The organism is Paraburkholderia flava (assembly GCF_004359985.1).
GTDB classification, from domain to species: Bacteria; Pseudomonadota; Gammaproteobacteria; order Burkholderiales; family Burkholderiaceae; genus Paraburkholderia; species Paraburkholderia flava.
The window spans coordinates 1,978,378-2,002,394 of record NZ_SMRO01000001.1 but is presented as its reverse complement, the minus strand read 5'-3'; the positions used below and the strand labels follow the sequence as shown (position 1 = coordinate 2,002,394).

Below are 24,017 nucleotides of genomic sequence, written 5' to 3'. Positions count from 1 at the left end.
TTCCATTGTAGGAAAACTGCGTGCCCGCACTTCGTTCACACACCGTAGCGTCGTATGTGTGGCGGCAGGCTTCCGCGTTGATACTGCGTCAGCTCACCCGGTTGACGACCAGGTCGGCCAGCTCGGCGAGGCGCTGTGCGCGCGCGCCGAACGGTACGAGCGCCGCATGCGCGTCCGCCCGCAATTGCGTGGCGAGCGCGCGCGAAGCGTCGAGCCCGATAATCGATACATAGGTCGGCTTACCGTCCTTCGCATCCTTGCCGGCCGTCTTGCCGAGCGTCGCGGAATCGGTCGTGACGTCGAGAATGTCGTCGACCACCTGAAACGCCAGACCGACCGCGGCCGCGTACGCATCGAGCGAACGCATCGCAGCCGCATCGGGCGTCTCGCCCGCGAGGGCGCCCATCCGGACCGCTGCACGCAGCAGCGCGCCCGTCTTCATCCGATGCATCGTTTCCAGCTGCGGCCGCGTGAGCGTATGACCGACGCTCGCGAGGTCGATTGCCTGACCGCCCGCCATCCCGACCGAGCCGCTGGCCAGCGCCAGTTCGCGCACCAGCGCCGCCTGCTGGGGCGCCGCGAGCACGTTGGCGGTCAGCGCGACGAAAGCCTGCGACTGCAGCGCATCGCCGACGAGCAGTGCCGTCGCTTCGTCATATTTGACGTGTACCGTCGGTTTGCCGCGACGCAGTGCATCGTCGTCCATACACGGCATATCGTCATGCACGAGCGAGTACACGTGAATCATTTCGAGCGCCGCCGAAGCCGCCTCGACACAGCCGGCCTGAGCACCGGTCAATTCGCCGGCAGCATGACACAACAGCGGGCGCACCCGCTTGCCGCCGCCCATGACCGCGTAGCGCATCGCCTCGTGCAACTGGGCGGGCTCGACCGTCGTGGCCGGCAAATAGTGATCCAGCGCCGTCTCGACACGGTCGAGCACGGAACGCATCCATTCGTCGAAAGTCATAAATCGTCTCCGCTCTCGGCGGCGGTTGGTCCTGCAGGGTTCGTGGGCAGCGGCTTCAGCGTCTCGCCATCGAGGACGCGCACTTGCTGTTCCACCTTCTCCAGCTGTTGCTGGCAAAACGCGACGAGGGCCGCGCCGCGCCGGTACGCGGCGAGCGATTCCTCGAGGCTCAGGCTGCCGCCTTCCATCCGCGCGACCAGCCCTTCCAGTTCCGCGAGCGCTGCCTCGTAACTCTCGGGCAGCGGCACACCGTCGACGCCTTGCACAGACCCGCCGGCAGCGTCCTTTGTTGCGGTCTTCGCCATGAGTCGTCGCAAAATTAAAACAAGTCGGACATTCTACGGCAAAAGCGACAATTCCGATCCGCTGGAGCGCCCGCAGCCGCGTGGCGGGGCTCTGCGAGCCGCGCCACGCCGTCGGAACAATATTCTCGCGACCCTGAAAATACCGCGAACTTCCCCGACAATTTTGACCCAAATCAGGGACTTAAGTGTCCCCCGGGAAGGGGAAACCGGTATAATCGCGGGCTCCCTAAATCGAATTTTCGATGGTTGGGTTGTTCACTGCTTTCACGTCTTCACGGGAGTGGGAATGTCCAATCTGAGCAATGCATTGCAGTTGCGGTCTGTCCACAGCCAGCTGCCAGTCACGGCTTACTTTGACGAAGCGCTTCTCAAGCGCGAAATCGACACCCTTTTCAAGAAAGGTCCTCGCTACGTCGGGCACGAACTCATGGTGCCGGACGCGGGGAGTTATTTTGCTCTGCCCAGCGAGAAAGAGGGCCGGGTGCTCGTGCGCAACCAGCAGTCGCAGGTCGAACTGCTGTCGAACGTGTGCCGCCATCGCCAGGCGATCATGCTCAACGGCCGCGGCCAGACGGAGAACATCGTCTGTCCCCTGCATCGCTGGACGTACGATCTGAACGGCCAGCTTCTCGGCGCACCGCATTTCGCGGACAACCCGTGTCTGAATCTCGGCGGCACGCCGCTGCAGAACTGGCAGGGGCTGCTGTTCGAAGCGCAGGGTCGCGATGTCGCGAAAGATCTGTCGCGCCTCGGCACGAAGCGGCATTTCGATTTCTCGAACTTCATGTTCGATCACGTCGAAGTCCACGAGTGCAACTACAACTGGAAGTCCTTCATCGAGGTCTACCTGGAGGACTACCACGTCGCGCCGTTCCATCCGGGCCTCGGTAGCTTCGTCAATTGCGACGATCTGACGTGGGAATTCGGCGACTGGTACAGCGTGCAGACAGTCGGCGTGCACAAGGATCTCGAGCAGCCGGGTAGCCCGACGTACCGCAAGTGGCACGACGAGGTGCTGCGCTTCCGCGGCGGCGAACCGCCGGAATTCGGCGCGATCTGGATGGTGTACTACCCGGGCATCATGATCGAGTGGTATCCGCACGTGCTGGTCGTGTCATGGCTGATTCCGCGCGGACCGCAGAAAACGACCAACGTCGTCGAGTTCTATTATCCCGAGGAAATCGCGCTGTTCGAGCGCGAGTTCGTCGAGGCCGAGCGCGGCGCCTATATGGAAACCGCGCGCGAGGACGACGAGATCGCCGAACGCATGGATGCGGGCCGCCGCGCGCTGATGGAGCGCGGCGAGTCGCAGGTTGGGCCGTATCAGAGCCCGATGGAAGACGGCATGCAGCACTTCCACGAATTCCTGCGGCGCGAACTCGGCACGATCTGAACGCAGGCGGCAACTCACCAGGAAAGACGGGCTTCGAGCCCGTCTTTTTTGTTTAGACTACAGACATCGTTCGGTGCAACCGAACCTGCTGTCAGGAGCCGTCATGTCCCACACCCACTACACCACACTGATCTCCGCCGCGAACCTGGCGGAACGGTTAGCCGCCGCCCCCGACAGTGTCTTCGTCGCCGATTGCCGCTTCGATCTCGCCGCCCCGACCGCCGGCGAAGCCGCGTATGCGGCGGGCCATGTGCCTCACGCGCATTACCTGCATCTCGACCGCGATCTGTCCGGCGCGAAGACCGGTTCCAACGGACGTCATCCGTTGCCGGACCGTGCACAGCTCGTCGATACGCTCGCAGCGCTTGGGCTCAAGCAGGGCCAGCAGGTCGTCGCGTACGACGCGCAAGGCGGCATGTACGCCGCACGGCTATGGTGGTTGCTGCGCTGGCTCGGTCACGATGCGGTCGCGCTGCTCGACGGCGGTCTGCCTGCCTGGCAGGCCGACGGCCAGCCGCTGACTCAGGACACACCGCCACACGCACGCGGCGATTTCCAGGCCGGCAAGCCGCTCGTCGCGACGATCGATGCGCAGGGCGTCGAGCGCAATCTCGCGACGCGCGAACGCACGCTCGTCGATGCGCGCGCTGCCGACCGCTATCGCGGCGAAAACGAAACGCTCGATCCGGTGGGCGGCCACATCCCCGGCGCGCTGAACCGCTTCTTCAAAGACAACCTCACCGCCGACGGTCGCTTCAAATCCGCCCACACGCTGCGTGAGGAAATCGGCGCGTTGCTCCCCGGCATTGCACCGGAGAAGGTCGTCCTGCAATGCGGCTCCGGCGTGACCGCATGCCACAACGCACTCGCGATGGAAGTCGCCGGGCTGCACGGCGCTGTGCTGTACCCAGGATCGTGGAGCGAGTGGAGCACGGATGCGTCGCGCCCGGTAGCGACCGGCGCGACGCCCTGAGCGCGGGCGGGCGACGCTCGCCCGTCTCTCGCCGTGTTACGCGACGCCGTGCTGCCTGAACCAGGTTAGCGTGCGTCGCCAGCCGTCTTCCGCATCCGCCTTGCGATAGCTCGGCCGATAGTCGGCGAAGAACGCGTGGCCCGCATCGTCGTACACGACGAACTGCGAGCCGCGTGCCTCGCGCGGTCCTTCAGCGATCGCCTGCTTCATCTGCGCAAGCGTGTCCTGCGGAATGCTCGGATCCTGTCGACCGTACAGGCCCAGCACCGGCACGCGCAGGCTGCTGGCGAGATCGAGCGGATTGGCCGGCGTATTCGCGGTGTGGTCGCCGGCGACGCGCCCGTACCACGCGACCGCCGCCTTCACGTGCGGATTGTGCTCCGCGTAAAGCCACGCGATCCGACCGCCCCAACAAAACCCGTTGACCCCCACGCGCTTCAGATCCCCACCGTGTTCGCCGGCCCACGCGACAGTCGCGTCGAGATCGGCGAGCACCTGACTGTCGGGCACCTTGCTGACCAGTTGTGCGCTGAGTTGCTGGATCGTCGGGTAGATCGACGGATCGCCTTCGCGCGTGTAGAGGTTCGGCGCGATCGCCAGATAACCGGCCTTCGCGAAGCGCCGGCACACGTCGGCGATGTGCTCGTGCACGCCGAAGATCTCATGGACGACGATGATCACCGGCAGATGCGTCTTACCCGACGGCTGCGCGCGATACGCCGGCACGATGGTGCCGCCCGACATGACGGCGACCTCGCCGGCTTCGAGCCCTTCGCTATCGGTGTGAATGGTTTGTGCGGAGACCGGCAGTACGGCAGCGGCGAAACCGCTGCCGAGTGCGGCCTTGATGAACGTTCGACGATCGAACGGAACGTGCGGAACCAGACTGTCGACTTCGGGTTTCAGCATGCGGCGCTCCTCGGATGGACGGCAACGAGGCAACAGCATACCTCTTGCCGGCCAGCCGCTGCATCGACGCTGCCGGTTTGACTCGCTCGCCTGATGCAGCTTCGCACGCGTCGAGAACCATCAACGCCGATGCGTCACTCACTCGCCTAACGCAGCTTCACACGCGGCAACGTGGTCCGGCGCAACCAGCGCGCGAACGCATCGAGCGCCATCACTGCGTCACCCACCCGCCTAATGCAGCTTCACCCTCGGCAGCGTAGTTCGCCGCAGCCAGTGCGCGAACGTATCGAGCACCATCCGCGCATATCCATGCAGCGCGGCGATATGCAACCGATACAACGACATGTACATGAAACGCGCAAAGAGCCCTTCGATCAGCATGTTCCCGCCGATCACGCCGCCCATCAGATTGCCGACTGCACTGAAATGCCCGAGCGACACCAGCGATCCGAAATCGCGATACGTGAAGTCCGGCAGCGGCCGGTTGTCGAGCCGTGCGGCGAGCGCTTTCAACAAAAAGCTCGCCTGCTGATGCGCAGCCTGCGCGCGCGGCGGCACGTTACGATCGGTGCCAGGCCACGGACACGCCGCACAATCGCCAAGCGCGAAGATGTTGTCGTCGATCTCGGTCTGCAACGTGTTGCGCACGAGCAGCTGGCCGAGGCGATTCACCGCGAGCCCGTCGAGTTTGCCGAGCACGGCCGGCGCCTTGATGCCTGCAGCCCACACGGTCAGATCCGCGCGCACGGTCTTGCCGCTCGCGGTGCGCACGAGGCCCGGTGCGACTTCCGCAACGGTCTCGCCGGTCATCAGCTTCACGCCGAGTTTCACGAGCAGTTCGGACGTCGCGGTCGATACACGCTCGGGCAGCGCCGGCAAAATCCGCGTACCCGATTCGATCAGCACGATGCCAACATCGTGCCGCGGATCGAGCTTGTGCAGACCATACGCGGACAGCACCTGCGCGGTATTGCGCAGTTCGGCCGACAACTCGACGCCCGTTGCACCACCGCCGACGATCGCCACCTGAACGCGCGGCTCGCCCGACTCGGTTTCGACGCGCTCATGCACCTGATGTTCGGCGCGAATGCACGCGGCGATCAGACGCTTGCGGAAACGCTCGGCCTGGCCGACGGTATCGAGTGCGATCGAATACTCGGACGCGCCCTGCACGCCGAAGAAATGCGTCGTGCTGCCGATCGCGATGACGAGCGTGTCGTATTCCAGTTCGCGTTGCGGCAGCATGTCGGCGCCGTCTTCATCCGCGACCGCCGCGAGCGTGATGCGTCGCGCCGCGCGATCGAGTCCGAGCAGATCGCCCTGCTGAAACTCGAAGCCGTGCCAGCGCGCCTGCGCTGCGTATTCGAGTTCCTGCGTGAACGGGTCCATGCTGCCCGCAGCCACTTCGTGCAGCAGCGGCTTCCAGATGTGCGTCGGATAGCGGTCGACCAGCGTGACCTGCGCGCTTGATCCGCCCTTGTTCTTGTGTGGAGCGTAGCGGTCGCCGAGACGCGTCGCCAGTTCCAGTCCCCCCGCGCCCCCGCCAACGACGATAAAACGATGCATCGCGATCCTCCGTGTGTCGATGGGTTGTGGGTCGAGCGGCACGCATACGCATGCCGTCGTTATCGATTGTCAGCGCGCATACGGCTTCTCACAAGCCACAGGGCGGCATGTGTGACATGCACACGACGATATACGAACACGGGGTTGCGCAACGGCTCATTCAGCGCATGCTTAAGCGGACCAGACAGCCGCGTACACGCGTATAAGCGCGACGCGGCCGCGCAACGATCAATGCGCCTCTTCCCAGTTATCACCGGCGCCGACTTCCGCGACGAGCGGCACCTTCAGCGAAGCGACGCCGCACATCAGCTCGGGCAAGCGCTTGCGGACATTGGCGAGTTCGCTGTCCGGCACTTCGAGAATCAGTTCATCGTGGACCTGCATGATCATCCGCGTGCCGACACCCACGCGCGAGTCGTCGAGCCACTTCTGCACGGCGATCATCGACAGCTTGATCAGATCCGCCGCGGTGCCCTGCATCGGCGCGTTGATCGCCGCGCGCTCGGCGGCCTGGCGACGCGGGCCGTTGCCGCCGTTGATCTCCGGCAGCCACAGGCGCCGGCCGAACACGGTCTCGACGTAGCCCTTCTCTTTCGCGCTCGCCCGCGTGTCGTCCATGTAGCGTGCGACGCCAGGATAACGCGCGAAGTAGCGGTCGATATAAAGCTTCGCCGCATCGCGCGTGATGCCGAGATTCGACGCGAGCCCGAACGAACTCATCCCGTAGATCAGCCCGAAGTTGATCACCTTCGCGATGCGCCGCTGATCCGAATTCACTTCGAGCGGCGTCACGCTGAACACTTCGGCAGCCGTCGCGCGGTGAATGTCTTCGCCGCCGGCAAACGCGCGCAGCAGCGCTTCATCGCCGGAGATGTGCGCCATGATGCGCAACTCGATCTGCGAATAATCAGCCGATACGAGCTTGTGTCCCGGCGACGCGATGAACGCTTCGCGAATGCGTCGGCCTTCCGCCGTGCGCACCGGAATGTTCTGCAGATTCGGATCGTTCGACGCGAGCCGCCCGGTGACCGCAACCGCCTGCGCGTAATTCGTATGCACGCGGCCGGTCTGCGCGTTGACCATGCGTGGCAGCTTGTCGGTATAAGTCGATTTCAGCTTCGACAGACCGCGATGCTCGAGCAGCAGCTTCGGCAGCGGATAGTCTTCCGCGAGCTTCTGCAGCACTTCTTCATCGGTGGACGGTGCGCCGCTCGGCGTCTTCTTCACGACCGGCAGTTGCAGCTTCTCGAAGAAGATCTGGCCGATCTGCTTCGGCGAGCCGAGATTGAATTCGCCGCCCGCCAGTTCGTACGCTTCGCCTTCGAGCTGCACGAGGCGCGTCGCGATTTCGCTGCTCTGGCGCCGCAGTTTCTCGGCGTCGATCAGCACGCCCGCGCGCTCCATCTTGCGCAGCACGCGCGCAGTGGGAAGCTCGATCTGTCGATACACATGTTCGAGACCGGCCTCGGCCGCGACCTGCGGATACAGCGCTTCGTGCAAACGCAGCGTGATGTCCGCGTCTTCCGCCGCGTACTCGGCGGCCTGCTCGAGCGCGACTTCGTCGAAGCCGATCTGCTGCGCGCCCTTGCCCGCCACCTCTTCGTACTTGATCGTCTTGATGCCGAGATGGCGCAGCGCGAGGCTGTCCATGTCGTGCGTGCGATGCGATTCGAGCACATACGATTCGAGCAGCGTATCGTGCTCGACGCCGTCCATCTCGATGCCGTAGTTGGCGAGCACCTGCTCGTCGTACTTCAGATGCTGGCCGACCTTTTTCTTCGCGGGATTCTCGAGCCACGGCTTCAGCTTCGCGAGCACTTCGTCGCGCGGCAGTTGCTCCGGCGCGTCCGGTCCGCGATGCGCGACCGGAACGTACGCGGCATGGCCCACTTCGACCGAGAACGACAGGCCGACCAGCTGCGCGGTCATCGGATCGAGCGACGTGGTCTCGGTATCGAATGCGGTGAGCGGCGCGGCGTCGATCTTCGCGAGCCACGCGTCGAACTGCTCCCACGTCTGCACGGTGTCGTAATGCCGCTCGACGTCGACGGTCTGCGCGGGAGCCACGTCGGTCTGCGGACCTTCGACCACCTCGGCGATCTCGACTTCGCGCAGCCACGTCTTGAAGCCGTGCCGCGCGAAGATGTCGCGCAACTCGGTACGCGCCTCAGGCCGGCTCGCGAGCGACGCTTCGATCGACACGATGTGTTCCGTCAGATCGCATGCGGTATCGACCGTGACGAGCTTCCTCGCCATCGGCAGGAAGTCGAGCGCGCGGCGCAGGTTGTCGCCGACTGCGCCCTTGATCTCGTCCGCATGCGCGACGATGCCGTCGAGCGAGTTGTACTGCGCGAGCCACTTGAGCGCGGTTTTCGGGCCGCACTTGTCGACGCCCGGCACGTTGTCGACGGTATCGCCGATCAGCGACAGGTAATCGACGATCCGCTCCGGCGGCACGCCGAACTTCGCGAGCACGCCGGCGCGGTCGAGCGTCTCGTTCGTCATCGTGTTGATCAGCGTGACGTGATCGGTGACGAGCTGTGCGAGATCCTTGTCGCCGGTCGACACGATCACCTTCATCCCGCGCTTTTCGGCCTGCACGGCGAGCGTGCCGATCACGTCGTCGGCTTCGACGCCGTCGATCATCAGCAGCGGCCAGCCGAGCGAACGCACGGCCACGTGAATCGGTTCGATCTGCCGCACGAGATCTTCGGGCATCGACGGACGGTTCGCCTTGTACTCGGGGTACCAGTCGTCGCGAAACGTCTTGCCCTTCGCATCGAACACGCACGCGCTATACTCTGCCGTGACTTCCTTGCGCATGCGCCGCAGCATGTTGACGATGCCATACAGCGCGCCGGTCGGTCCGCCATCGGGACTGCGCAGATCGGGCAGCGCATGGTAGGCCCGGTACAGGTAACTCGAACCGTCGACCAATAGCAGGGTCTTCCCTTCCAGCTTAGCTTCCAGGTACTGTTCTTCAGGCATTATGACTAAGAGAAAAGTGATTCCGAGTCTGCGATCACTCGCAGATCAAGAGCGCGCGACGGCCAAGAAAGCCCGCGCATCGTGGCAGATGTTCACGATTATGGCAGAGTTTATTGAGGCGACCGAGTACCTCTCGGAGATCCGCCCGGCTGTCAGCATCTACGGTTCGGCGCGTCTCAAACCGAACTCGCCGTACTACAAACTCGCCACGCAGATCGCACGCAAACTGTCCGATGCGGGCTTCGCCGTGATCTCCGGCGGTGGTCCCGGCATCATGGAAGCGGCGAACAAGGGCGCGCACGCGGGCAAGGCGCCGTCGGTCGGTCTGAACATCGAACTGCCGCACGAGCAATCGGGCAACCAGTGGCAGGACATCTCGCTGCGCTTCCGGCATTTCTTCACGCGCAAGGTCACGTTCGTGAAGAATTCGGATGCGGTGATCGTGATGCCCGGCGGCTTCGGCACGCTCGACGAACTCGCCGAAGTGCTCACGCTGATCCAGACCAAGAAGTCGCGTCACGTGCCGATCATTCTGGTGGGTGCGGAATTCTGGAAGGGTCTGCTCGGCTGGTTCAAGGACCAGCTGATTCCGATGGGCCTCATCAATCCGAACGACATCGATCTGATGCAGGTCATCGACGATCCCGACCAGGTGCTCGAAGCCGTGCTCGCGTTCTACGAGGATCGCGAAGAAGGTGAAGCGCATCCGGCGAAGTCGGACGAAGACCGGATGTTCTATCTGTAACGTTCTTGTCTAACGCGCAAGCCGGTGCTCAAGTGGCATCGGCCTGCGCTTCCAGCCAGCGGCAAAACTGCACGACGAGCGGCGCATCGGCCACCTCGCGTCGTGCGACCCACCAGTAGCCGCGCGCATCCAGATGCGGACCGGGCAGCGGCGTCACCAGACGCCCGGACGCGAGTTCGTCCGCAATCATCGGCAACGGCCCGAGCGCCACGCCCAGACCATCCACCGCCGCCTGCAACGCCAGATAGAAGTGATCGAACGACTGCTTCTTGCGGCACTTCGCTTTCACGCCTGCTGCCGTGAGCCAGTTGCGCCACGCGTCGGGTCGCGTGTCCGAATACAGCAGCGTGTGCCGTGCGAGATCGTCGGCGACGACGATCGGTGCGCGCTGCAATAGCGCGGGGCTGCAGACCGGGATCTCGTGCTCGTCGAGAAAATGGCCGCTCACGCAATGCGGCCAGTGCGCGGGACCGCGCCGCACGGCGACGTCGAAGCCATCGAGCGTTTCGACCGGTGCGTTCGACGTCGACAACCGCAGTTCGACGTTCGGCGCCATCCGCTGAAACTGCGAGAGTCGCGGCAGCAGCCACTTCATTGCAAACGTCGAGAGCGCATTCACGCGCAGCACGTGCACGACCGAGGTGTCACGCAACTGGTCGGTCGCGACCGCAATGCTGTCGAACGCGACCTGCACCGTCGCGAGATAGCGGCGGCCGTCATCGGTGAGGCGCACGCGCTTGCCGATCCGATGAAATACCTGCACGCCGACCCACGCTTCGAACGCAGCGACCTGACGGCTGATTGCACCGTGAGTCACATGCAGTTCGTCGGCGGCAGCGGTGAAACTGTCGCATCGGGCCGCAGCTTCGAACGCGCGGAGTGCCGGAAAGGGAGGGAGATTTCGAGCCATGCTTGTGATTCTAAGTCACAAGGCCGCGTCCGAAAAATCGTTTTGCCGGGCTGCGCATCGGCGTTAACCTCGGCGGTACATACCGGACGTTCGACAACATGATCACAACGACACCTTCCCCTGCCGCTTCTTCTCCCGCAGAGACCCCCACCGCGCCACCCACCTTGCGCGCGCTGTTCAGCGGCTTTCTCGGCCTCGGTCTGATCTCGTTCGGCGGCGCGCTGCCGCTCGCGCGACGCGCGATCGTCGAACGGCGCGGCTGGCTCACGTCCGCCGAGTTCACCGATCTGCTCGGCCTGTGCCAGTTCCTGCCGGGCGGCAACGTGATCAATCTGTCGGTGGCGATCGGCATGCGCTTTCGTGGCCTGGCCGGTGCGCTCGCGTGTCTGCTTGGGTTGATCGCGGGGCCGTCGCTGGTTGTGATCGGTCTCGGCGTGCTGTATGAGCACACGCAGAACGACCCACACGTCCGGCATCTGTTCGCCGGCCTCGCGGCGTCGGCGGCTGGTCTGCTGGTCGCGATGGCGATCAAGATTCTCGCGCCGCTGCGGCGCGACCCGGGCGGTGCGACGATCGCCGCGCTCGGCTTCGTCGCGATCGCGATCCTGCGTGTCCCGCTGCTGCCGACGATGCTCGTGCTGACGCCGCTCAGCATGCTCGTCGCCGCACGCGCCCACAAACTCGCCGCAGCAGAAAAGGCCGCACGATGAACGACACACTGGTTTCACTCGCGATCATTTTCAGTCAGCTGTCGCTGCTCGCATTCGGCGGCGGCAATACGATCCTGCCGGAGATGCAGCGGCAGGTGGTCGACGTGCATCACTGGATGCCGGCCAGCGAATTCAGCGCGCTGTTCGCGCTTGCTCAAGCCGCGCCCGGTCCGAACCTGATGATCGTCACGCTGGTTGGCTGGCACGTGGCCGGCTGGTCAGGGATGCTGGTGACGTCGATCGCGAAGTTCGGACCGTCGTCGATCGTGACGATCCTCGCGCTGCATGCGTGGGATCGCTTCAAGGACCGTCCGTGGCGAGGCATCGCGCAGAAGGGACTGGTGCCGGTCACGGCCGGGCTGGTCGCGGCGAGCGCCGCGTTGATCGCAGATGCGTCGGACACGACGGCGATCGCGTGGGCGATCACCGCCGTGTGCGCGACGCTTGCGTGGAAGACGCGCATTCATCCGCTGTGGTTGCTGGCCGCCGGCAGCCTGGTCGGGCTGACGGGGCTGGGGCAGTTCTGATCCTTACTGAAACGCCACTTCCGCAAAGCTGCGCAGCTTCCGGCTATGCAGCCGGTGCAGCCCGTTCGTCCGCAGAATTTCCATCGCCTTCACGCCGATCTGCAGATGCTGATCGACCTGCGCGCGATAAAACTGATCGGCCATGCCCGGCAGCTTCAGCTCGCCATGCAGCGGTTTGTCGGACACGCACAGCAACGTGCCGTACGGCACGCGGAAGCGGAAACCGTTCGCGGCGATCGTCGCGCTCTCCATGTCGAGCGCGACCGCGCGGCTTTGCGATAAACGCTGCACCGGCTCGCGATGATCGCGCAGCTCCCAGTTGCGGTTGTCGACGCTCGCCACCGTTCCCGTACGCATCACGCGTTTCAGTTCGGCGCCGTCCAGTTGCGTGACCTGTGCGACCGCTCGCTCGAGCGCGACCTGTACTTCGGCGAGCGCCGGGATCGGCACCCACAGCGGCAGATCGTCGTCGAGCACGTGATCCTCGCGCACATAGCCGTGCGCCAGCACGTAGTCGCCGAGACGCTGCGTGTTGCGCAGCCCCGCGCAGTGACCGAGCATGATCCACGCATGCGGACGCAGCACCGCGATGTGATCGGTGATCGTCTTCGCGTTCGATGGCCCGACGCCGATGTTGACCATCGTGATGCCGCTGCCGTCCGCGCGCTTCAGGTGATACGCGGGCATTTGCGGTAGACGCGGCGGCTGCGTGCCCTCGTCGGCCTGCTCGCCGAGGTTCGCGTTGTACGTGATCACGTCGCCCGGCTCGACGAACGACGTGTACTCGCTGCGGTACGCGCGTAGTTCTTCGTCGTCGGTGGAGGCCATCATCGTGCGGCCGAGCTTGACGAATTCGTCGATGTAGAACTGGTAGTTCGTGTACAGCACGTAGTTCTGAAAATGCGTCGGCGACGTAGCGGTGTAGTGCCGCAGCCGATGCAGCGAAAAATCGACCCGCGCCGCCGTAAAAAGCGCCAGCGGATGCGGCTCGCCCGGCGGCGGTTCGTACGTGCCGTTGACGATGCGATCGTCGAGCAACGCGAGATCCGGCGTATCGAAGATATCGCGCATCGCAAACAGACGTTCGCGATCGAGATCGCCTTCCAGGTGAATGCCCTCGGCGAACGCGAAGTGGATCGGCACCGGTTGCTCCGACACGCCGACTTCGATCGACACATGATGGTTCTTCGCGAGCAACCGCAACTGCTCGCGATAGTAATTGCCGAACAGGTCCGGCCGCGTCACGGTGGTTTCGAATACGCCCGGGCCGGCGACGAAGCCGTACGAGCGGCGCGAATCGATATGTGTGTTGACCTCGGTGCGCACGCGCACGAACGGATAGCACGCCCGCACGCGGCGTTCGAACGGCTCGTTGCGCCGGTAGCGCGCGAACGCATCGCGCAGGTAGGACGTGTTCGCTTCGTAGATCGCGGAGAGTCGCGTGACGGCATCGGCGGCGTCGGCGAACGCCTCGGTCGGAAAGTTGCTGGCGGGTGTCTGCACCGCGCGTCGGTTGAGTTCGCTGTTCATTTTTTTTGCCTCGGTTGATGCGACGACATTACCATGAACCGGTGTCCGCGACGCCTGCCGGGAGCGTCGAACGGTCGCGTGGCGCGGGGTTCGCGGCCGCCTCCGTGCGTGACCTTGCACGAACCGCAACGATGCTGTGACAAACGGTATTCAAGCGGTATTCAAACCATATTCAAACGACCGGCGAACGACGTGCCAGCTGCGCGCAGACCGCGCGAAAGCGGCGCAAAATAAGGGGCATCGACCGTGCCGGACGCACGGATTTGCTAGAATCTGGGCACCCAATCGGAGAATCACCATGAAGCCGCTCCTTACCGTCGCCGTTGCGGTGACGCTCGCCTTCGGCGGCGTCGCACTGGCCGCCCAGCCCGCCGACGACGCCCAGGCCACTGCCGAAGCGCAGTCCGCCAACGAGCGCGCCGGTCTGCCGGACCTGAAGGCGATCAATCGCCCGGCTGCCGAAGTCAGTTCGAAAGTCGAGATCGACGTGCCGCGCACGCCGAGCTTCTACGAACGCAGCGGCAGCGGCACTGAAATCACCGAGTACCGCGACAAGGGCAAGCCCGTCGAAATCGACGTGCACTCGAACTTCGGCACGCGCTACCAGATGAGCGCGCCGCTCGACACGTCGCCGACCGTGCGCGACAACGGCCGGGCCAGCACGCGCCTGCCGTCGATCAACCTGCACTACTGATCTGCTGCAATACCGAAGGTTCGCGCGGCACGACGCTTGCCGCCGCGCGCGATGCACCCTGCCCGCGTGCACCTTCGGTTCAGTACCGGGCGACGTTTGCCCCGCTTGACCCGCTCCACCCGCCGGCCGCCGTGAGGCGCCCCGACCAACCCGACCCGACGTTTCCCGCATGGCTGTCTTCACTGCTGTCACCGACTCCCAACTCGCGCAATGGATGCGCCACTACGACCTCGGCGATGTCGTCGGGTTTCGCGGCATTCCGTCCGGTATCGAGAACAGCAACTTCTTTCTGACGACGACGCGCGGCGAATACGTGCTGACGATCTTCGAGAAACTGACCGCAGAGCAACTGCCGTTCTATCTGGATCTGATGCGGCATCTCGCTGCGCACGGCGTGCCGGTGCCCGACCCGGTGCCGCTCGAGGACGGCAAGCTGTTCGGTCTGCTGCACGGCAAGCCGGCGGCGATCGTCAGCAAGCTCGAAGGCGCGCCGGAACTTGCACCGGGAGAAGAGCACTGCATCGAAGTCGGTCAGATGCTCGCGCGCATGCACCTGGCCGGCCGCGGCTTCGCGTCGCAGCAGCCGAACCTGCGCAGTCTCGCGTGGTGGGAAGAGTCGGTGCCGGCAATCCTGCCGTTCATCGACGGTGCGCAGCGCGATCTGCTGACCGCCGAACTCGCGCATCAGCAGGCGTTCTTCGCATCGGACGACTACGCGGCAATGCCCGCAGGCCCGTGCCATTGCGACCTGTTCCGCGATAACGTGCTGTTCGCACACGCGGCGCCGGAAACCGGTCATACGGTGCGGCTCGGCGGCTTCTTCGATTTCTATTTCGCCGGCTGCGACAAGTGGCTGTTCGATGTCGCGGTGACCGTCAACGACTGGTGTACCGACCTCGCCACCGGCGTGCTCGACACGAACCGCGCGGACGCATTGCTGCGCGCGTATCAGACTGTGCGACCATTCACGCCGGAAGAAATCCGCCACTGGCCAGACATGCTGCGCGCAGGCGCGTATCGTTTCTGGGTATCGCGTCTGTACGATTTTCATTTGCCGCGCGCGGCCGAGCTGTTGAAGCCGCACGATCCCGGTCATTTCGAACGCATTCTGCGCGAGCGCCAGCCCGGCGTCGCGCTTCCAGGCATCCCTCACTCATGCAATTGATCGAAGTCCCCGCGAAGACCGGCTATGTGTGGTTCCGCCAGGGCATCTGGCTGTTTCGCAAGAACCCGCTCGCGTTCCTGACGCTGTTCTTCGCGTATCTGCTCGTGATGACGCTGATCGCACAGATCCCGCTGATCGGCGCCGCGCTGCCGCTCGTGTTCGTGCCGGGCGTCGCGGTCGGCTTCATGGCCGCGTGCCGCGACACGATCGCCGGCAAGCCGGTGTTCCCGACCATTCTCATCGACGGCTTCCGTTCGTACGGGAACATCGCCGCGCGGCGACTGTTCCTGCTCGGGGCGCTGTATATCGTCGCGATGACGCTCGTGCTGCTCGCGTCGACGTTCGCCGACGGTGGCGTGCTGCTGCATCTGATGCTCGGCACCGGCGATCTCGACGAGAAAACGATCATGAACAGCAACCTGTCGCTTGCTGCACTGACCGCGTTCGCGATCTACGTGCCGGTCGCGATGCTGTTCTGGTTCTCGCCGATTCTGTGTGCGTGGCACGACGTGCCGCCGATGAAAGCGATGTTCTTCAGCGTCGTCAGCTGCTGGCGCAATCGCACCGCGTTCATCGTGTATGGCGCGCTGTGGTTCGCGGTGACCATCACCGTATCGCTTGGACTGTCTTTCCTGATGCAGGCGCTCGGCATGCTCGGATTCGCACCCGCCGTGCTGTTGCCCGCGTCGATCGTCGTGATGACGATGATCTACTGCTCGTTCTATGCGACGTATCGCGGCTGCTTCGGCGTGCCGCCGCCTGCCGCCGATGCGCCCGACCTGCCCACCACGCCGCCGGCGTAAGCGTTGTATCGCGCGTCATCCTCGATAAAAACCCGACCAACGATGACGCGTACTCCCCACGTCGCTAACGATTTCGACACCGGCCTCGTGTGGTTTCGCCGCGACCTGCGCGGCAGCGATCACGCCGCGCTGTACTACGCGCTCAAGCATTGCCGCAAGGTGTGGTGCGCATTCGTGTTCGACACGACGATCCTGCAACCGCTCGTCGACGAATGGCAACGCACGACGCCCGAACGGCCTGCAGAAGACCGGCGCGTCGAATTCATTCTGGCATCGCTCGCCGAACTCGACGACTGGCTGCGGCAACACGGCGGCGGTCTGATCGTGTTGCACGACGACCCGCGCGAAGCCATTCCCGCGCTGGCGGAGAAGCTCAGCGTCGATGCGGTGTTCGCGAACCACGACTATGAGCCTGCGGCCATCGCACGCGATGAGCACGTGCGCGAATCGCTCGCCGAGGCCGACCGCGCACTGCTGACGTTCAAGGATCAGGTGGTCTTCGAGCGGGATGAGATTCTCACAGGTCAGCAGAAGCCGTTCAGCGTGTTCACGCCGTACCGGAACGCGTGGCTGAAAGCGGTCACCGCATTCGACCTGAAGCCCTACCCGGTCGACGCTTATGTTGGCTCACTCGCCGCACCGCCTCGCGGGGTCGCTCGTAGACTACCGACGCTCGCATCGCTGGGCTTTTCTCCGAGCAATTTCGCCGACCTGAAACTACCGGCCGGCATGAGCGGCGCGCAGCAACTCTTCGAGGATTTTCAGTCGCGGATCGACAGCTACGACGAGCGCCGCGATTTTCCCGCAGCGAAGGGACCGAGTTATCTGTCCGTGCATCTGCGCTTCGGCACGGTGTCGATCCGCACGCTCGCGCGTGCCGCCTACGAACAGTCGTTGCAGCCCGACGGGCGCGGCGCCGCGACGTGGCTGTCGGAACTCATCTGGCGGGACTTTTACTTCATGGTGCTCGCGCATCATCCGCGACTCGCGGAGGGCGCGTCGTTCAAGACGGAATACGATGACTTGCGATGGGAGACGGGCGCGGCAGCCGATGCCGCGTTCGCGGCGTGGTGCGAGGGACGCACCGGCTATCCGCTCATCGATGCAGCGATGCTGCAGATCAACCAGACCGGCTACATGCATAACCGTCTACGGATGGTGACGGCGAGCTTTCTCGTGAAGGATCTGGGTATCGACTGGCGGCGCGGGGAACGTTACTTCGCCGCGCGACTGAACGACTTCGACTTCGCGGCGAACAACGGCGGCTGGCAATGGGCGGCATCGACGGGATGCGATGCGCAGCCGTGGTTCCGGATTTTCAACCCGGTCACGCAGTCGGAAAAGTTCGACCCGCAAGGGCGCTTCATCAAGCGCTATCTGCCGCAGCTCGAGAACGTGCCACCGAAGTGGGTGCACGCGCCGTGGCAGGCAGACGCGGAACAGCTTGCTGAATGGGGCGTGGTGCTCGGCGAGCACTACCCGCAGCCTGTCATCGACCATGCCGACGCGCGGCAGCGAACACTCGCGCGCTTCGGCAAATAAATTTAGAACTGGTTCATCCAGGACGGATGACGCGTCACCGCTTCGCGATCCAGCTTGCGCATGCGGAACTCGAGGTCGTAGAGATCGGTGGCTTCGGCCAGATATGCGTCGTTACGCTCTTTGGCCATCACATCGGACGACTTCGTCAGGAACAGGAACAGGCGGCTCAGCAGGTACATGATTGGCTCTCAGGGAGTTAGGTGTTTACACCTAGGCAATAACCCGTATTATAGGGAAAACCCTAGTTTATTGCCAGCCCCTTCTTTCGAGTGCCTCTTCTACCGATTCCGGGCGCCCTCACGCGCCGGACGGCAAAGCCCCGGCGCCCGCGAATTCCGCTGCGGCACCCACCCGACGCTGATGCTTGAAGAACTCCCAGATCAGTCCGGTCGCATCCGGCCCCTTCGACGAGTGGAACGGCACCGCATCGTCGCCGCCGCTCCACGCATGCGACAAACCCGTCACCCGGCACAACCGGACGATACGCCGGCCGCCCTTCAGATAATCCCGTGTCAGGACGCCGGCCTTGCGGTCCTCGCGCACTTCGCCGGCTTTCGGCTGACCTTGCGCATCGATGAGGCCGTTCAGCCGCGCGAACTGCATCGCGAGCTGGTCCGCGTTGACCGGCGCGACGACGCGGTCGGTGTCGCCCTGAAAGATGATGGCCGGCATGCCGGGGTACGCGGCGACGTCGACGGCCTGGTCGATCAGTTCGACCGGATCCTGGCGCGTCCCGCGCCGCATCACGTCCATGCCGGCGATACCGGAATGCGCTTCGCCGAACGCGGTCCCGGAATGCAGCGCGACCGCCGCGAAGCGCTGCGGAAAATGCACCGCGAGCAGTGCCGCCAGCCCCGCGCCCGCCGACAGCCCCGCGACATAGACCCGTTCGCCGTCGAACTCATGCTCGGCGACGAGTGCGTCGACCAGCGACACGACCGCGCGCATCTCCGCACCGCCCGCGTGATCGCTTGCGTCGTACCAGTGCCAGCAGCGATGGGCGTGCGCGTGTTTCGATTGCTCGGGATAGACGACCGCGAAGCCGAACCGGTCGGCGAGCAGGTTCATCCGCGTGCCTTCGGCGAATTCGTCGATGGATTGTTTGCAGCCGTGCAGCATCACGACCAGCGGCATGTGCGCGAGCGGATGGCCCGCAGGAATGTAGAGCCCGTACTGCAGATGATTGACCAGCCGCCCGGCTGCAACCGGCGCCGAATGGAACGATCGGGTCCACGTGCCGCTCGCCCAGGCCGCCGCGCGCGGGCGAACCCGCGATTCACGCGCAGCCGGCGGCGCCTTCGCGCGTGCGGACGGTGTCCGCACCTTCGCCGACGGCTTCGCGACCGGTTTCGGCCGGGCCGGGCGCCTCGGTTTGCGCTTTTTCGTGGCCGCCTCGGCGTACTCGGTCTGCACCGCCAGCAGGCGCTTGAGCCCGCCCAGCCAGAGCTTCGTCAGACTTTTTGCCATCGTGTACCTCGCAAAAAGGGACCGAGACCCAATGGGTTCGCTCCGGAACATCGATGTGTTTGTGCAATGCACAATAGCATCATTTTCCGTGCGATGGTGGTCGCTTGCCACACCGGTTTATGTCCGGTTCGGCACGTCGGCGCATAGTCGGGTGCGTTGCGCCGTTTATACTTGCGATAGATATTTGACGTGTTGTCTGCCCGACTGCCGGCTCGCGCGTTGATCCTGTTACCCGGTTGATTTTACGCGGCCCCTGTCGCATCGCATCCATGCCTGATTTGCCCACCCATCTTTGGTACTCAATCACGAGCTTCGGCGGCGCCGGTCTCACGTTGCCGCTCGCCGTCGCAATCGCCCTGTGGCTCGCGTTCGGCTACTCGTGGCGGATGGCGGCCGCCTGGCTGCTGCTGCTCGGCGTCGCGGTCGCGCTCGTCACGGTGACCAAGCTGGCGTTTCTCGGCTGGGGCGTCGGCGTGCGGGTATGGGACTTCACGGGTTTGAGCGGCCACGCGATGCTGTCGACCGCCGTCTACCCGGTCGCGTTCTTCCTCGTGCTGCTGCCTGCGCGGCCGGCCATCCGGATGGCCGGTGTGCTGTGCGGTCTCGGCGTAGGCGTCGCGGTCGCGTTCTCGCGGGTCGTGCTCGACGCGCATTCACCGTCCGAAGCGATCACCGGTTGTCTGGTGGGTGCGTTGACCGCGCTCGTGTTCATCCGCGGATCGTGGCATGCGGCGCCGGGCCGGCTGTCCGCGGCAGCAGTCACGATCAGTCTCGCGATCCTCGCGTTCGCACTGCATAACGTGCAGGTGCCGACGCATCGCTGGGTCACGCATCTCGCGCTGAAGGTGTCCGGACATGACCGTCCGTTCGTCCGCGCACGCTGGAAGGCGGGCCATGACGCGCGGCCCACCGGCGCGCCCGTCTCGCAGACGCTCAACATGCTGTCGCCGCCGGTCTCGTCGAAAGCTTAACCATCGAGTTTGGGCTTGCCCAGCTGACGCAGCAGCCGTTCACCTTCCCGCGCGGTATAGCGCTTCGCCGCTTCGCACCAGCCGCGCGCAAAACCCAGTTGATACGCGTCCACGTGGAGCTGCTCGAGAAAGCCCAGCGCGACCGCCGCATCGTTGCCGTCGCCGAGCACGCCCTGCATCCGCGACAACGTCTTCGCCACTTCGACACGCGTTTTCTTCGTCGCGAGCGGCGCGAGAAATTCGAGCGTGTAGCGCAGCCGTTTCGCGCGAATCCGTTCGCGATGTCGCGATGCATCGTCGAGCGTCGTGAGCTTCGGTGCCGCCGCGAGTTTTTCGTATGCCTTGCGCACGCTTTTCTTCGCGTGTTTGCGTAGTGTCTGTCCGGCCGACTCGGGCAGCACGCGCGCGTTGTCTTTCATCAACGCGCCCTGCCACTCGAGCCATTCAAGCACGAGCCATGCATAGCGCGGCGACGCGAGCGCCTGCTGCACGCCGGCGCGTAACGCGAGCCGGCGCGCATTCGCCACTTCGCGTGTCGCGGACCAGCGGGCCGCATCGCCATCGGCGGCGCTCAGATCGGGCAGCGTCGAATCGACGAACACATCCCAGTCGCGCGCATCGCCGAGCAGATCGCCGAGCCACTTGAGCCCCGGCGCGATCCGCGTCGTCCACGCGTCGTCCTGCCAGTCGCGGAACAACCGCATCGCGGTCTTCAGGCGACGCTGCGCGACGCGCATCTGATGCACGAAGTCGACGCTCGCCGCATCGCGCACACCGGCTTCGTTGCCGAGCCAGTGGTGCGCGAGATTCCAGCCGATCGCGAGCAACGCGGCGCGCTGCGTCGCGTTGCCGTCCAGATCGACAGGCAATGCATACACCGGCACATGTTTGCTCACGACTTCGCCGCGGCTCGCACGTTCGACGGCGCCGTCGAGCACCGCGAACGCAGGCAATGCGGCGGCGATATCGCGTGCGAGTTCGAAGAGCACGCGTTGCGCGTCGGTGTCGTGACCTGCCGGTGGATCGACGGGGATCGGTGTAGTCAGATGAATTTCGCGGACCGACGCCGGGTCGTCACCCAGTGCATCGATTCGTACGAATACGACGTCGACGGGAACCGCGTATTGCGTCGGCAGCGACCAGCGTGTGCGCGTGCATCCGAACGATACGGTGCGTTCGAGCGCGCCCGCTTCGTCGAGTATCGATGCGAGTGCGGAAGGAGCGGAATCGAAGAGCGCAACAGGCAATGCGTTGAGCGCATCGCCGGCATCGACGTCGACATCGAGCGCCGCCTGAAACGCCGCATCGCGAATCGTGATCGCAGGCGCGTGCAGTTTGCCGTGCACGGCAACGGCGCGTCGCCCCACGTCAGATGTTTCGATCGCGAGCCGCCAGCCCGCTACGCCGAGCACGCCCTTCGCATCGAAGCCATGCACCGCGAGCCGCGCTTCGCTGCGGCGCCGGCGCTTCATTGCAGGCAATGCGGCGAGCGCCGCGACGATCGACGCATCGGGTTGCGCCGCCGTTTCGTCGCGGCGACGATGGACGCGCGCGGCGGCCCAGTCATGTGCAGCAGCAGCTGGGATATCGAGCACGAGTTCAAAAACGCGGGTCATGAACGCTCCGTGTGCGGTGGACGGCCCGGCGCAAGCGCCGCGAGCCGGCCATCCGCGAGACACGTTTTATCGTACACGAACCACGCCTAACGGCGCCTTTCAGACCCGACAGTCTAGGTCGCGTACTGCGCGATGCCGTTGCCGAACGACCAGTTCTCCTTCACTACCTCGACAAGGTTGATGAAGACATCCTCCTGACGCACGCCGGGACTTTCCGCGAGTTCGTCGGCGATGCGCCGGAACAGCGCCTTCTTCTGCTCGAGCGTGCGCGTGTTGCTCACGGTGATCTGGATCAGCACGAAGTCGTCGCTGCGCGCGATGCCCGGATAGTTGCGGTCGAACGAGAGGCCGGCTTCGTCGTGCTCGGACACGATCATGAAGCGGTCGTCTTCCGGCACGTTGAAGGTGGCGACCAGTGCGCGCTGAATGCCGTCCATCAGCGCCTGACGATAAGGGGCCGGCTTGCCGGCACGTAATGCGATACGGGAAAAGGGCACGGCATTCTCCGAGGCATCGAAACGGTTTCGGGCCGCCCGGTCGGGCGGGTCCTCCATAATAGAGGGTCGCTCATGAAGCGTTCAACGCAAGGCATTCAGTGGACCTCGATCCCCGTCAGACTGCGGCGGTTCGCGCCGTCATCGAAACCGGCAGCTTCGAGCAGGCCGGTGCGCGTCTCAATGTCACGTCGTCGGCGATTTCGCAGCGCGTGCGTGCGCTCGAAACGCGGCTCGGCACGCCGCTCGTCGTGCGCACGCGGCCATGCCGCGCGACGCCGATGGGCCAGCGGCTGCTGCAGTATCTGCGGCGCACTGCATTGCTGGAAGACGATTTCGCGAGCGATCTAGCCGGCGCGAACGACGCACTGCTGAACGTCGCAGCGGCAGTCAACGCGGACACGCTGTCGACGTGGTTCTTCCCCGCGCTCGCCGACGTGCTGCTGAAAGAGAACGTGCTGCTCGACCTCACCGTCGACGATCAGGACCACACGCATGCGTTGCTCGCATCGGGACTCGCGATCGGCTGCATCACGACCGAACCCGCGCCGATGCGCGGCTGCGTCGCCGAGCGGCTCGGCGCGATGCGTTACCGGCTCGTCGCGTCGGCAGCGTTTGTCGAGCACTGGTTCTCGGGTGGCTTCACACGCGACGCGGCACGACACGCGCCGGTGATCCTGTCGTCACGCAAGGACGCGTTGCAGGCGCGTTTTCTGGAGACCCGCTTCGGCCTGCCGCCGGATGCGTATCCCTGCCATTACGTGCCCGCACCGGGGCCGCGCTACATGGCGATCCAGCGTGGCCTCGCATATGGGATGGTGCCGGAGCTGGAGTTCGGCGCGGCGGTGGAGCGCGGCGAACTCGTCGATCTCGCGCCGCGTCAGCCGACCGACGTCGAGTTGTACTGGCATGCGTGGAAGGTGCAGTCGCCGAGGCTGGAGAAGTTGTCGGCAAGGATTGTCGAACTGGGGCGGGCTGCGCTCGGAACACAGACGGGGGCGACGGGCGCTCGCAGGCACAAGCGTACGAGGTAGCACGCTGTGTGTCTGCGTTATGCGTCTGCGTTGCGCGGCGAATCGTTCGATGCCGGGCGGTGACGCAACGCGCTACGAGATCGGCGGCTCGGCCTTTGCATGTGCGGGGAGTGCCTTCGCGAGTGTCTGCGTTGTGCGGCGAATGGTCTGATGCTGGGCGCGGTCCCGCAACGCGCTACAGGATCGGCGGTTCGGCCCCCGCACGATGCGGAGCATTCTTCGCGAGCGTCGGCTGAGGGCGCGGCGCGGATGGGGTTTGCTTCGCGATGCGCGTCGTCGTCACATGCGACGCGTGCGTCGAGGTCGACACCGGATGCTTCTTGCTGCCGGCTCTATTCGCGACCACGGTTTTCGTTTTCGACGGCGCCCGGGTAACGCTCGCGGTATGTATAGCGTGCTTGACGTGCGCGGCGTGCTTGATCTGCGAAGGATGCGCGGCCGATGCCACAACATGCCCCTCCGTGGCCCTGGCAGTTTTCGTCACCTTCACCGCCCGCTTCGACGCCCGCGGAGCCGCATGCTTCGCCGCACTCGCCTCCGGTGGATTCCATACTTCGATGTACTGCCGTTGCACCGCCATCGCTCCGCATGACACACACGTCGCGACGATCGCCGCCACTGCTGCTGCTCGTGCTCCCATCTGCTGCCACTCCTCGTGTCGATCGTTTAGCGGGCCGCGATTATAACCGGGCGGTCCCCGCAAAA

The 24,017-nt window shown here is 64.7% G+C and carries 23 protein-coding genes; 11 read left to right on the top strand and 12 right to left on the bottom strand.

Annotated features, from left to right (window positions below):
- Positions 1 to 88: 88 nt before the first annotated feature.
- Entirely contained in the window at positions 89 to 970 is an 882-nt protein-coding gene (locus tag E1748_RS08845; RefSeq protein ID WP_133646712.1) for a polyprenyl synthetase family protein, read from the bottom strand.
- Positions 967 to 1,275: an exodeoxyribonuclease VII small subunit gene (locus tag E1748_RS08840; protein ID WP_133646711.1), complete on the bottom strand. Its 309-nt coding sequence runs from the start codon at positions 1,273 to 1,275 to the stop codon at positions 967 to 969. The genes E1748_RS08845 and E1748_RS08840 overlap by 4 nt, the downstream gene beginning before the upstream one ends.
- Before the next feature lie 286 nt (positions 1,276 to 1,561).
- Here E1748_RS08840 and E1748_RS08835 point away from each other — a divergent pair, with 286 nt between their 5' ends.
- Positions 1,562 to 2,668 (top strand): aromatic ring-hydroxylating oxygenase subunit alpha, encoded by a 1,107-nt coding sequence (locus tag E1748_RS08835; protein ID WP_133646710.1) that lies wholly within the window; start codon positions 1,562 to 1,564, stop codon positions 2,666 to 2,668.
- 103 nt (positions 2,669 to 2,771) lie between these two features.
- A complete protein-coding gene (locus E1748_RS08830; RefSeq protein ID WP_133646709.1) occupies positions 2,772 to 3,641 on the top strand; it encodes a sulfurtransferase in 870 nt (289 codons plus the stop codon).
- A gap of 36 nt (positions 3,642 to 3,677) precedes the next feature.
- On the opposite strand, the gene E1748_RS08825 is transcribed toward E1748_RS08830, so the two are convergent.
- The 3 genes from E1748_RS08825 to polA all read right to left on the bottom strand — a co-directional run bounded on the left by E1748_RS08825 (position 3,678) and on the right by polA (position 9,104).
- The gene (locus E1748_RS08825) at positions 3,678 to 4,550 is read right to left on the bottom strand and encodes a dienelactone hydrolase family protein (RefSeq protein ID WP_133646708.1); all 873 of its coding nucleotides are present in this window, start codon (positions 4,548 to 4,550) and stop codon (positions 3,678 to 3,680) included.
- 231 nt (positions 4,551 to 4,781) lie between these two features.
- Positions 4,782 to 6,116 (bottom strand): NAD(P)/FAD-dependent oxidoreductase, encoded by a 1,335-nt coding sequence (locus tag E1748_RS08820; protein ID WP_133646707.1) that lies wholly within the window; start codon positions 6,114 to 6,116, stop codon positions 4,782 to 4,784.
- Positions 6,117 to 6,344: 228 nt separating this feature from the next.
- A complete protein-coding gene (polA, locus tag E1748_RS08815) occupies positions 6,345 to 9,104 on the bottom strand; it encodes a DNA polymerase I (RefSeq protein WP_133646706.1) in 2,760 nt (919 codons plus the stop codon).
- Between the two features lies 1 nt (position 9,105).
- Here polA and E1748_RS08810 point away from each other — a divergent pair, with 1 nt between their 5' ends.
- The gene (locus E1748_RS08810) at positions 9,106 to 9,849 is read left to right on the top strand and encodes an LOG family protein (RefSeq protein WP_133646705.1); all 744 of its coding nucleotides are present in this window, start codon (positions 9,106 to 9,108) and stop codon (positions 9,847 to 9,849) included.
- A 28-nt stretch (positions 9,850 to 9,877) separates the two neighbouring features.
- On the opposite strand, the gene E1748_RS08805 is transcribed toward E1748_RS08810, so the two are convergent.
- Complete coding sequence (locus tag E1748_RS08805; RefSeq protein ID WP_133646704.1) at positions 9,878 to 10,759, bottom strand: transcriptional regulator GcvA; 882 nt, start codon at positions 10,757 to 10,759, stop codon at positions 9,878 to 9,880.
- Positions 10,760 to 10,857: 98 nt separating this feature from the next.
- On the opposite strand from E1748_RS08805, the gene E1748_RS08800 reads away from it, so the two are divergent.
- Both E1748_RS08800 and E1748_RS08795 read left to right on the top strand, forming a co-directional pair.
- Positions 10,858 to 11,469, top strand: a complete 612-nt coding sequence (locus E1748_RS08800) for a chromate transporter (RefSeq protein ID WP_133646703.1) — start codon at positions 10,858 to 10,860, stop codon at positions 11,467 to 11,469.
- The gene (locus tag E1748_RS08795) at positions 11,466 to 11,996 is read left to right on the top strand and encodes a chromate transporter (protein WP_133646702.1); all 531 of its coding nucleotides are present in this window, start codon (positions 11,466 to 11,468) and stop codon (positions 11,994 to 11,996) included. The genes E1748_RS08800 and E1748_RS08795 overlap by 4 nt, the downstream gene beginning before the upstream one ends.
- A 3-nt stretch (positions 11,997 to 11,999) precedes the next feature.
- Here E1748_RS08795 and E1748_RS08790 read toward each other — a convergent pair whose 3' ends face one another.
- A complete protein-coding gene (locus E1748_RS08790; RefSeq protein WP_133646701.1) occupies positions 12,000 to 13,526 on the bottom strand; it encodes an AMP nucleosidase in 1,527 nt (508 codons plus the stop codon).
- A 298-nt stretch (positions 13,527 to 13,824) separates the two neighbouring features.
- Here E1748_RS08790 and E1748_RS08785 point away from each other — a divergent pair, with 298 nt between their 5' ends.
- The 4 genes from E1748_RS08785 to E1748_RS08770 all read left to right on the top strand — a co-directional run bounded on the left by E1748_RS08785 (position 13,825) and on the right by E1748_RS08770 (position 17,730).
- The gene (locus E1748_RS08785; RefSeq protein WP_133646700.1) at positions 13,825 to 14,220 is read left to right on the top strand and encodes a hypothetical protein; all 396 of its coding nucleotides are present in this window, start codon (positions 13,825 to 13,827) and stop codon (positions 14,218 to 14,220) included.
- Between the two features lie 169 nt (positions 14,221 to 14,389).
- Positions 14,390 to 15,385, top strand: coding sequence for a homoserine kinase (locus E1748_RS08780; protein WP_133646699.1), 996 nt, complete (start codon positions 14,390 to 14,392; stop codon positions 15,383 to 15,385).
- Complete coding sequence (locus tag E1748_RS08775; protein WP_133646698.1) at positions 15,376 to 16,188, top strand: BPSS1780 family membrane protein; 813 nt, start codon at positions 15,376 to 15,378, stop codon at positions 16,186 to 16,188. Before E1748_RS08780 ends, E1748_RS08775 begins: the two co-directional genes overlap by 10 nt.
- 42 nt (positions 16,189 to 16,230) lie before the next feature.
- The gene (locus tag E1748_RS08770) at positions 16,231 to 17,730 is read left to right on the top strand and encodes a cryptochrome/photolyase family protein (RefSeq protein ID WP_133646697.1); all 1,500 of its coding nucleotides are present in this window, start codon (positions 16,231 to 16,233) and stop codon (positions 17,728 to 17,730) included.
- A 2-nt stretch (positions 17,731 to 17,732) separates the two neighbouring features.
- Here the strand turns inward: E1748_RS08770 and E1748_RS08765 are convergent, their stop codons facing one another.
- Both E1748_RS08765 and E1748_RS08760 read right to left on the bottom strand, forming a co-directional pair.
- Positions 17,733 to 17,909 (bottom strand): DUF3563 family protein, encoded by a 177-nt coding sequence (locus tag E1748_RS08765; protein ID WP_133646696.1) that lies wholly within the window; start codon positions 17,907 to 17,909, stop codon positions 17,733 to 17,735.
- 118 nt (positions 17,910 to 18,027) lie between these two features.
- Complete coding sequence (locus E1748_RS08760; protein WP_133646695.1) at positions 18,028 to 19,197, bottom strand: extracellular catalytic domain type 1 short-chain-length polyhydroxyalkanoate depolymerase; 1,170 nt, start codon at positions 19,195 to 19,197, stop codon at positions 18,028 to 18,030.
- 269 nt (positions 19,198 to 19,466) lie between these two features.
- Here E1748_RS08760 and E1748_RS08755 point away from each other — a divergent pair, with 269 nt between their 5' ends.
- Positions 19,467 to 20,168 carry a phosphatase PAP2 family protein gene (locus E1748_RS08755; protein ID WP_133646694.1) on the top strand — a complete coding sequence of 234 codons (702 nt, stop codon included), beginning with the start codon at positions 19,467 to 19,469 and terminating at the stop codon, positions 20,166 to 20,168.
- On the opposite strand, the gene E1748_RS08750 is transcribed toward E1748_RS08755, so the two are convergent.
- Together E1748_RS08750 and E1748_RS08745 are read right to left on the bottom strand one after the other, a co-directional pair.
- Positions 20,165 to 21,784 carry a CHAD domain-containing protein gene (locus tag E1748_RS08750; RefSeq protein WP_133646693.1) on the bottom strand — a complete coding sequence of 540 codons (1,620 nt, stop codon included), beginning with the start codon at positions 21,782 to 21,784 and terminating at the stop codon, positions 20,165 to 20,167. The two genes, E1748_RS08755 and E1748_RS08750, sit on opposite strands and share 4 nt — an antisense overlap.
- 113 nt (positions 21,785 to 21,897) lie before the next feature.
- Positions 21,898 to 22,281, bottom strand: coding sequence for a tautomerase family protein (locus tag E1748_RS08745; RefSeq protein WP_133646692.1), 384 nt, complete (start codon positions 22,279 to 22,281; stop codon positions 21,898 to 21,900).
- A gap of 98 nt (positions 22,282 to 22,379) precedes the next feature.
- On the opposite strand from E1748_RS08745, the gene E1748_RS08740 reads away from it, so the two are divergent.
- The gene (locus E1748_RS08740) at positions 22,380 to 23,312 is read left to right on the top strand and encodes an HTH-type transcriptional regulator ArgP (RefSeq protein WP_133646691.1); all 933 of its coding nucleotides are present in this window, start codon (positions 22,380 to 22,382) and stop codon (positions 23,310 to 23,312) included.
- 175 nt (positions 23,313 to 23,487) lie between these two features.
- On the opposite strand, the gene E1748_RS08735 is transcribed toward E1748_RS08740, so the two are convergent.
- The gene (locus E1748_RS08735; RefSeq protein WP_133646690.1) at positions 23,488 to 23,952 is read right to left on the bottom strand and encodes a hypothetical protein; all 465 of its coding nucleotides are present in this window, start codon (positions 23,950 to 23,952) and stop codon (positions 23,488 to 23,490) included.
- Positions 23,953 to 24,017 lie beyond the last annotated feature (65 nt).

What these genes read in the sequence shown, in the direction of transcription:
- E1748_RS08845 (WP_133646712.1), bottom strand. Translation starts at nt 970, where the DNA reads ATGACTTTCGACGAATGGATGCGTTCCGTGCTCGACCGTGTCGAGACG.
- E1748_RS08840 (WP_133646711.1), bottom strand. Translation starts at nt 1,275, where the DNA reads ATGGCGAAGACCGCAACAAAGGACGCTGCCGGCGGGTCTGTGCAAGGC.
- E1748_RS08835 (WP_133646710.1), top strand. Translation starts at nt 1,562, where the DNA reads ATGTCCAATCTGAGCAATGCATTGCAGTTGCGGTCTGTCCACAGCCAG.
- E1748_RS08830 (WP_133646709.1), top strand. Translation starts at nt 2,772, where the DNA reads ATGTCCCACACCCACTACACCACACTGATCTCCGCCGCGAACCTGGCG.
- E1748_RS08825 (WP_133646708.1), bottom strand. Translation starts at nt 4,550, where the DNA reads ATGCTGAAACCCGAAGTCGACAGTCTGGTTCCGCACGTTCCGTTCGAT.
- E1748_RS08820 (WP_133646707.1), bottom strand. Translation starts at nt 6,116, where the DNA reads ATGCATCGTTTTATCGTCGTTGGCGGGGGCGCGGGGGGACTGGAACTG.
- polA (WP_133646706.1), bottom strand. Translation starts at nt 9,104, where the DNA reads ATGCCTGAAGAACAGTACCTGGAAGCTAAGCTGGAAGGGAAGACCCTG.
- E1748_RS08810 (WP_133646705.1), top strand. Translation starts at nt 9,106, where the DNA reads ATGACTAAGAGAAAAGTGATTCCGAGTCTGCGATCACTCGCAGATCAA.
- E1748_RS08805 (WP_133646704.1), bottom strand. Translation starts at nt 10,759, where the DNA reads ATGGCTCGAAATCTCCCTCCCTTTCCGGCACTCCGCGCGTTCGAAGCT.
- E1748_RS08800 (WP_133646703.1), top strand. Translation starts at nt 10,858, where the DNA reads ATGATCACAACGACACCTTCCCCTGCCGCTTCTTCTCCCGCAGAGACC.
- E1748_RS08795 (WP_133646702.1), top strand. Translation starts at nt 11,466, where the DNA reads ATGAACGACACACTGGTTTCACTCGCGATCATTTTCAGTCAGCTGTCG.
- E1748_RS08790 (WP_133646701.1), bottom strand. Translation starts at nt 13,526, where the DNA reads ATGAACAGCGAACTCAACCGACGCGCGGTGCAGACACCCGCCAGCAAC.
- E1748_RS08785 (WP_133646700.1), top strand. Translation starts at nt 13,825, where the DNA reads ATGAAGCCGCTCCTTACCGTCGCCGTTGCGGTGACGCTCGCCTTCGGC.
- E1748_RS08780 (WP_133646699.1), top strand. Translation starts at nt 14,390, where the DNA reads ATGGCTGTCTTCACTGCTGTCACCGACTCCCAACTCGCGCAATGGATG.
- E1748_RS08775 (WP_133646698.1), top strand. Translation starts at nt 15,376, where the DNA reads ATGCAATTGATCGAAGTCCCCGCGAAGACCGGCTATGTGTGGTTCCGC.
- E1748_RS08770 (WP_133646697.1), top strand. Translation starts at nt 16,231, where the DNA reads ATGACGCGTACTCCCCACGTCGCTAACGATTTCGACACCGGCCTCGTG.
- E1748_RS08765 (WP_133646696.1), bottom strand. Translation starts at nt 17,909, where the DNA reads ATGTACCTGCTGAGCCGCCTGTTCCTGTTCCTGACGAAGTCGTCCGAT.
- E1748_RS08760 (WP_133646695.1), bottom strand. Translation starts at nt 19,197, where the DNA reads ATGGCAAAAAGTCTGACGAAGCTCTGGCTGGGCGGGCTCAAGCGCCTG.
- E1748_RS08755 (WP_133646694.1), top strand. Translation starts at nt 19,467, where the DNA reads ATGCCTGATTTGCCCACCCATCTTTGGTACTCAATCACGAGCTTCGGC.
- E1748_RS08750 (WP_133646693.1), bottom strand. Translation starts at nt 21,784, where the DNA reads ATGACCCGCGTTTTTGAACTCGTGCTCGATATCCCAGCTGCTGCTGCA.
- E1748_RS08735 (WP_133646690.1), bottom strand. Translation starts at nt 23,952, where the DNA reads ATGGGAGCACGAGCAGCAGCAGTGGCGGCGATCGTCGCGACGTGTGTG.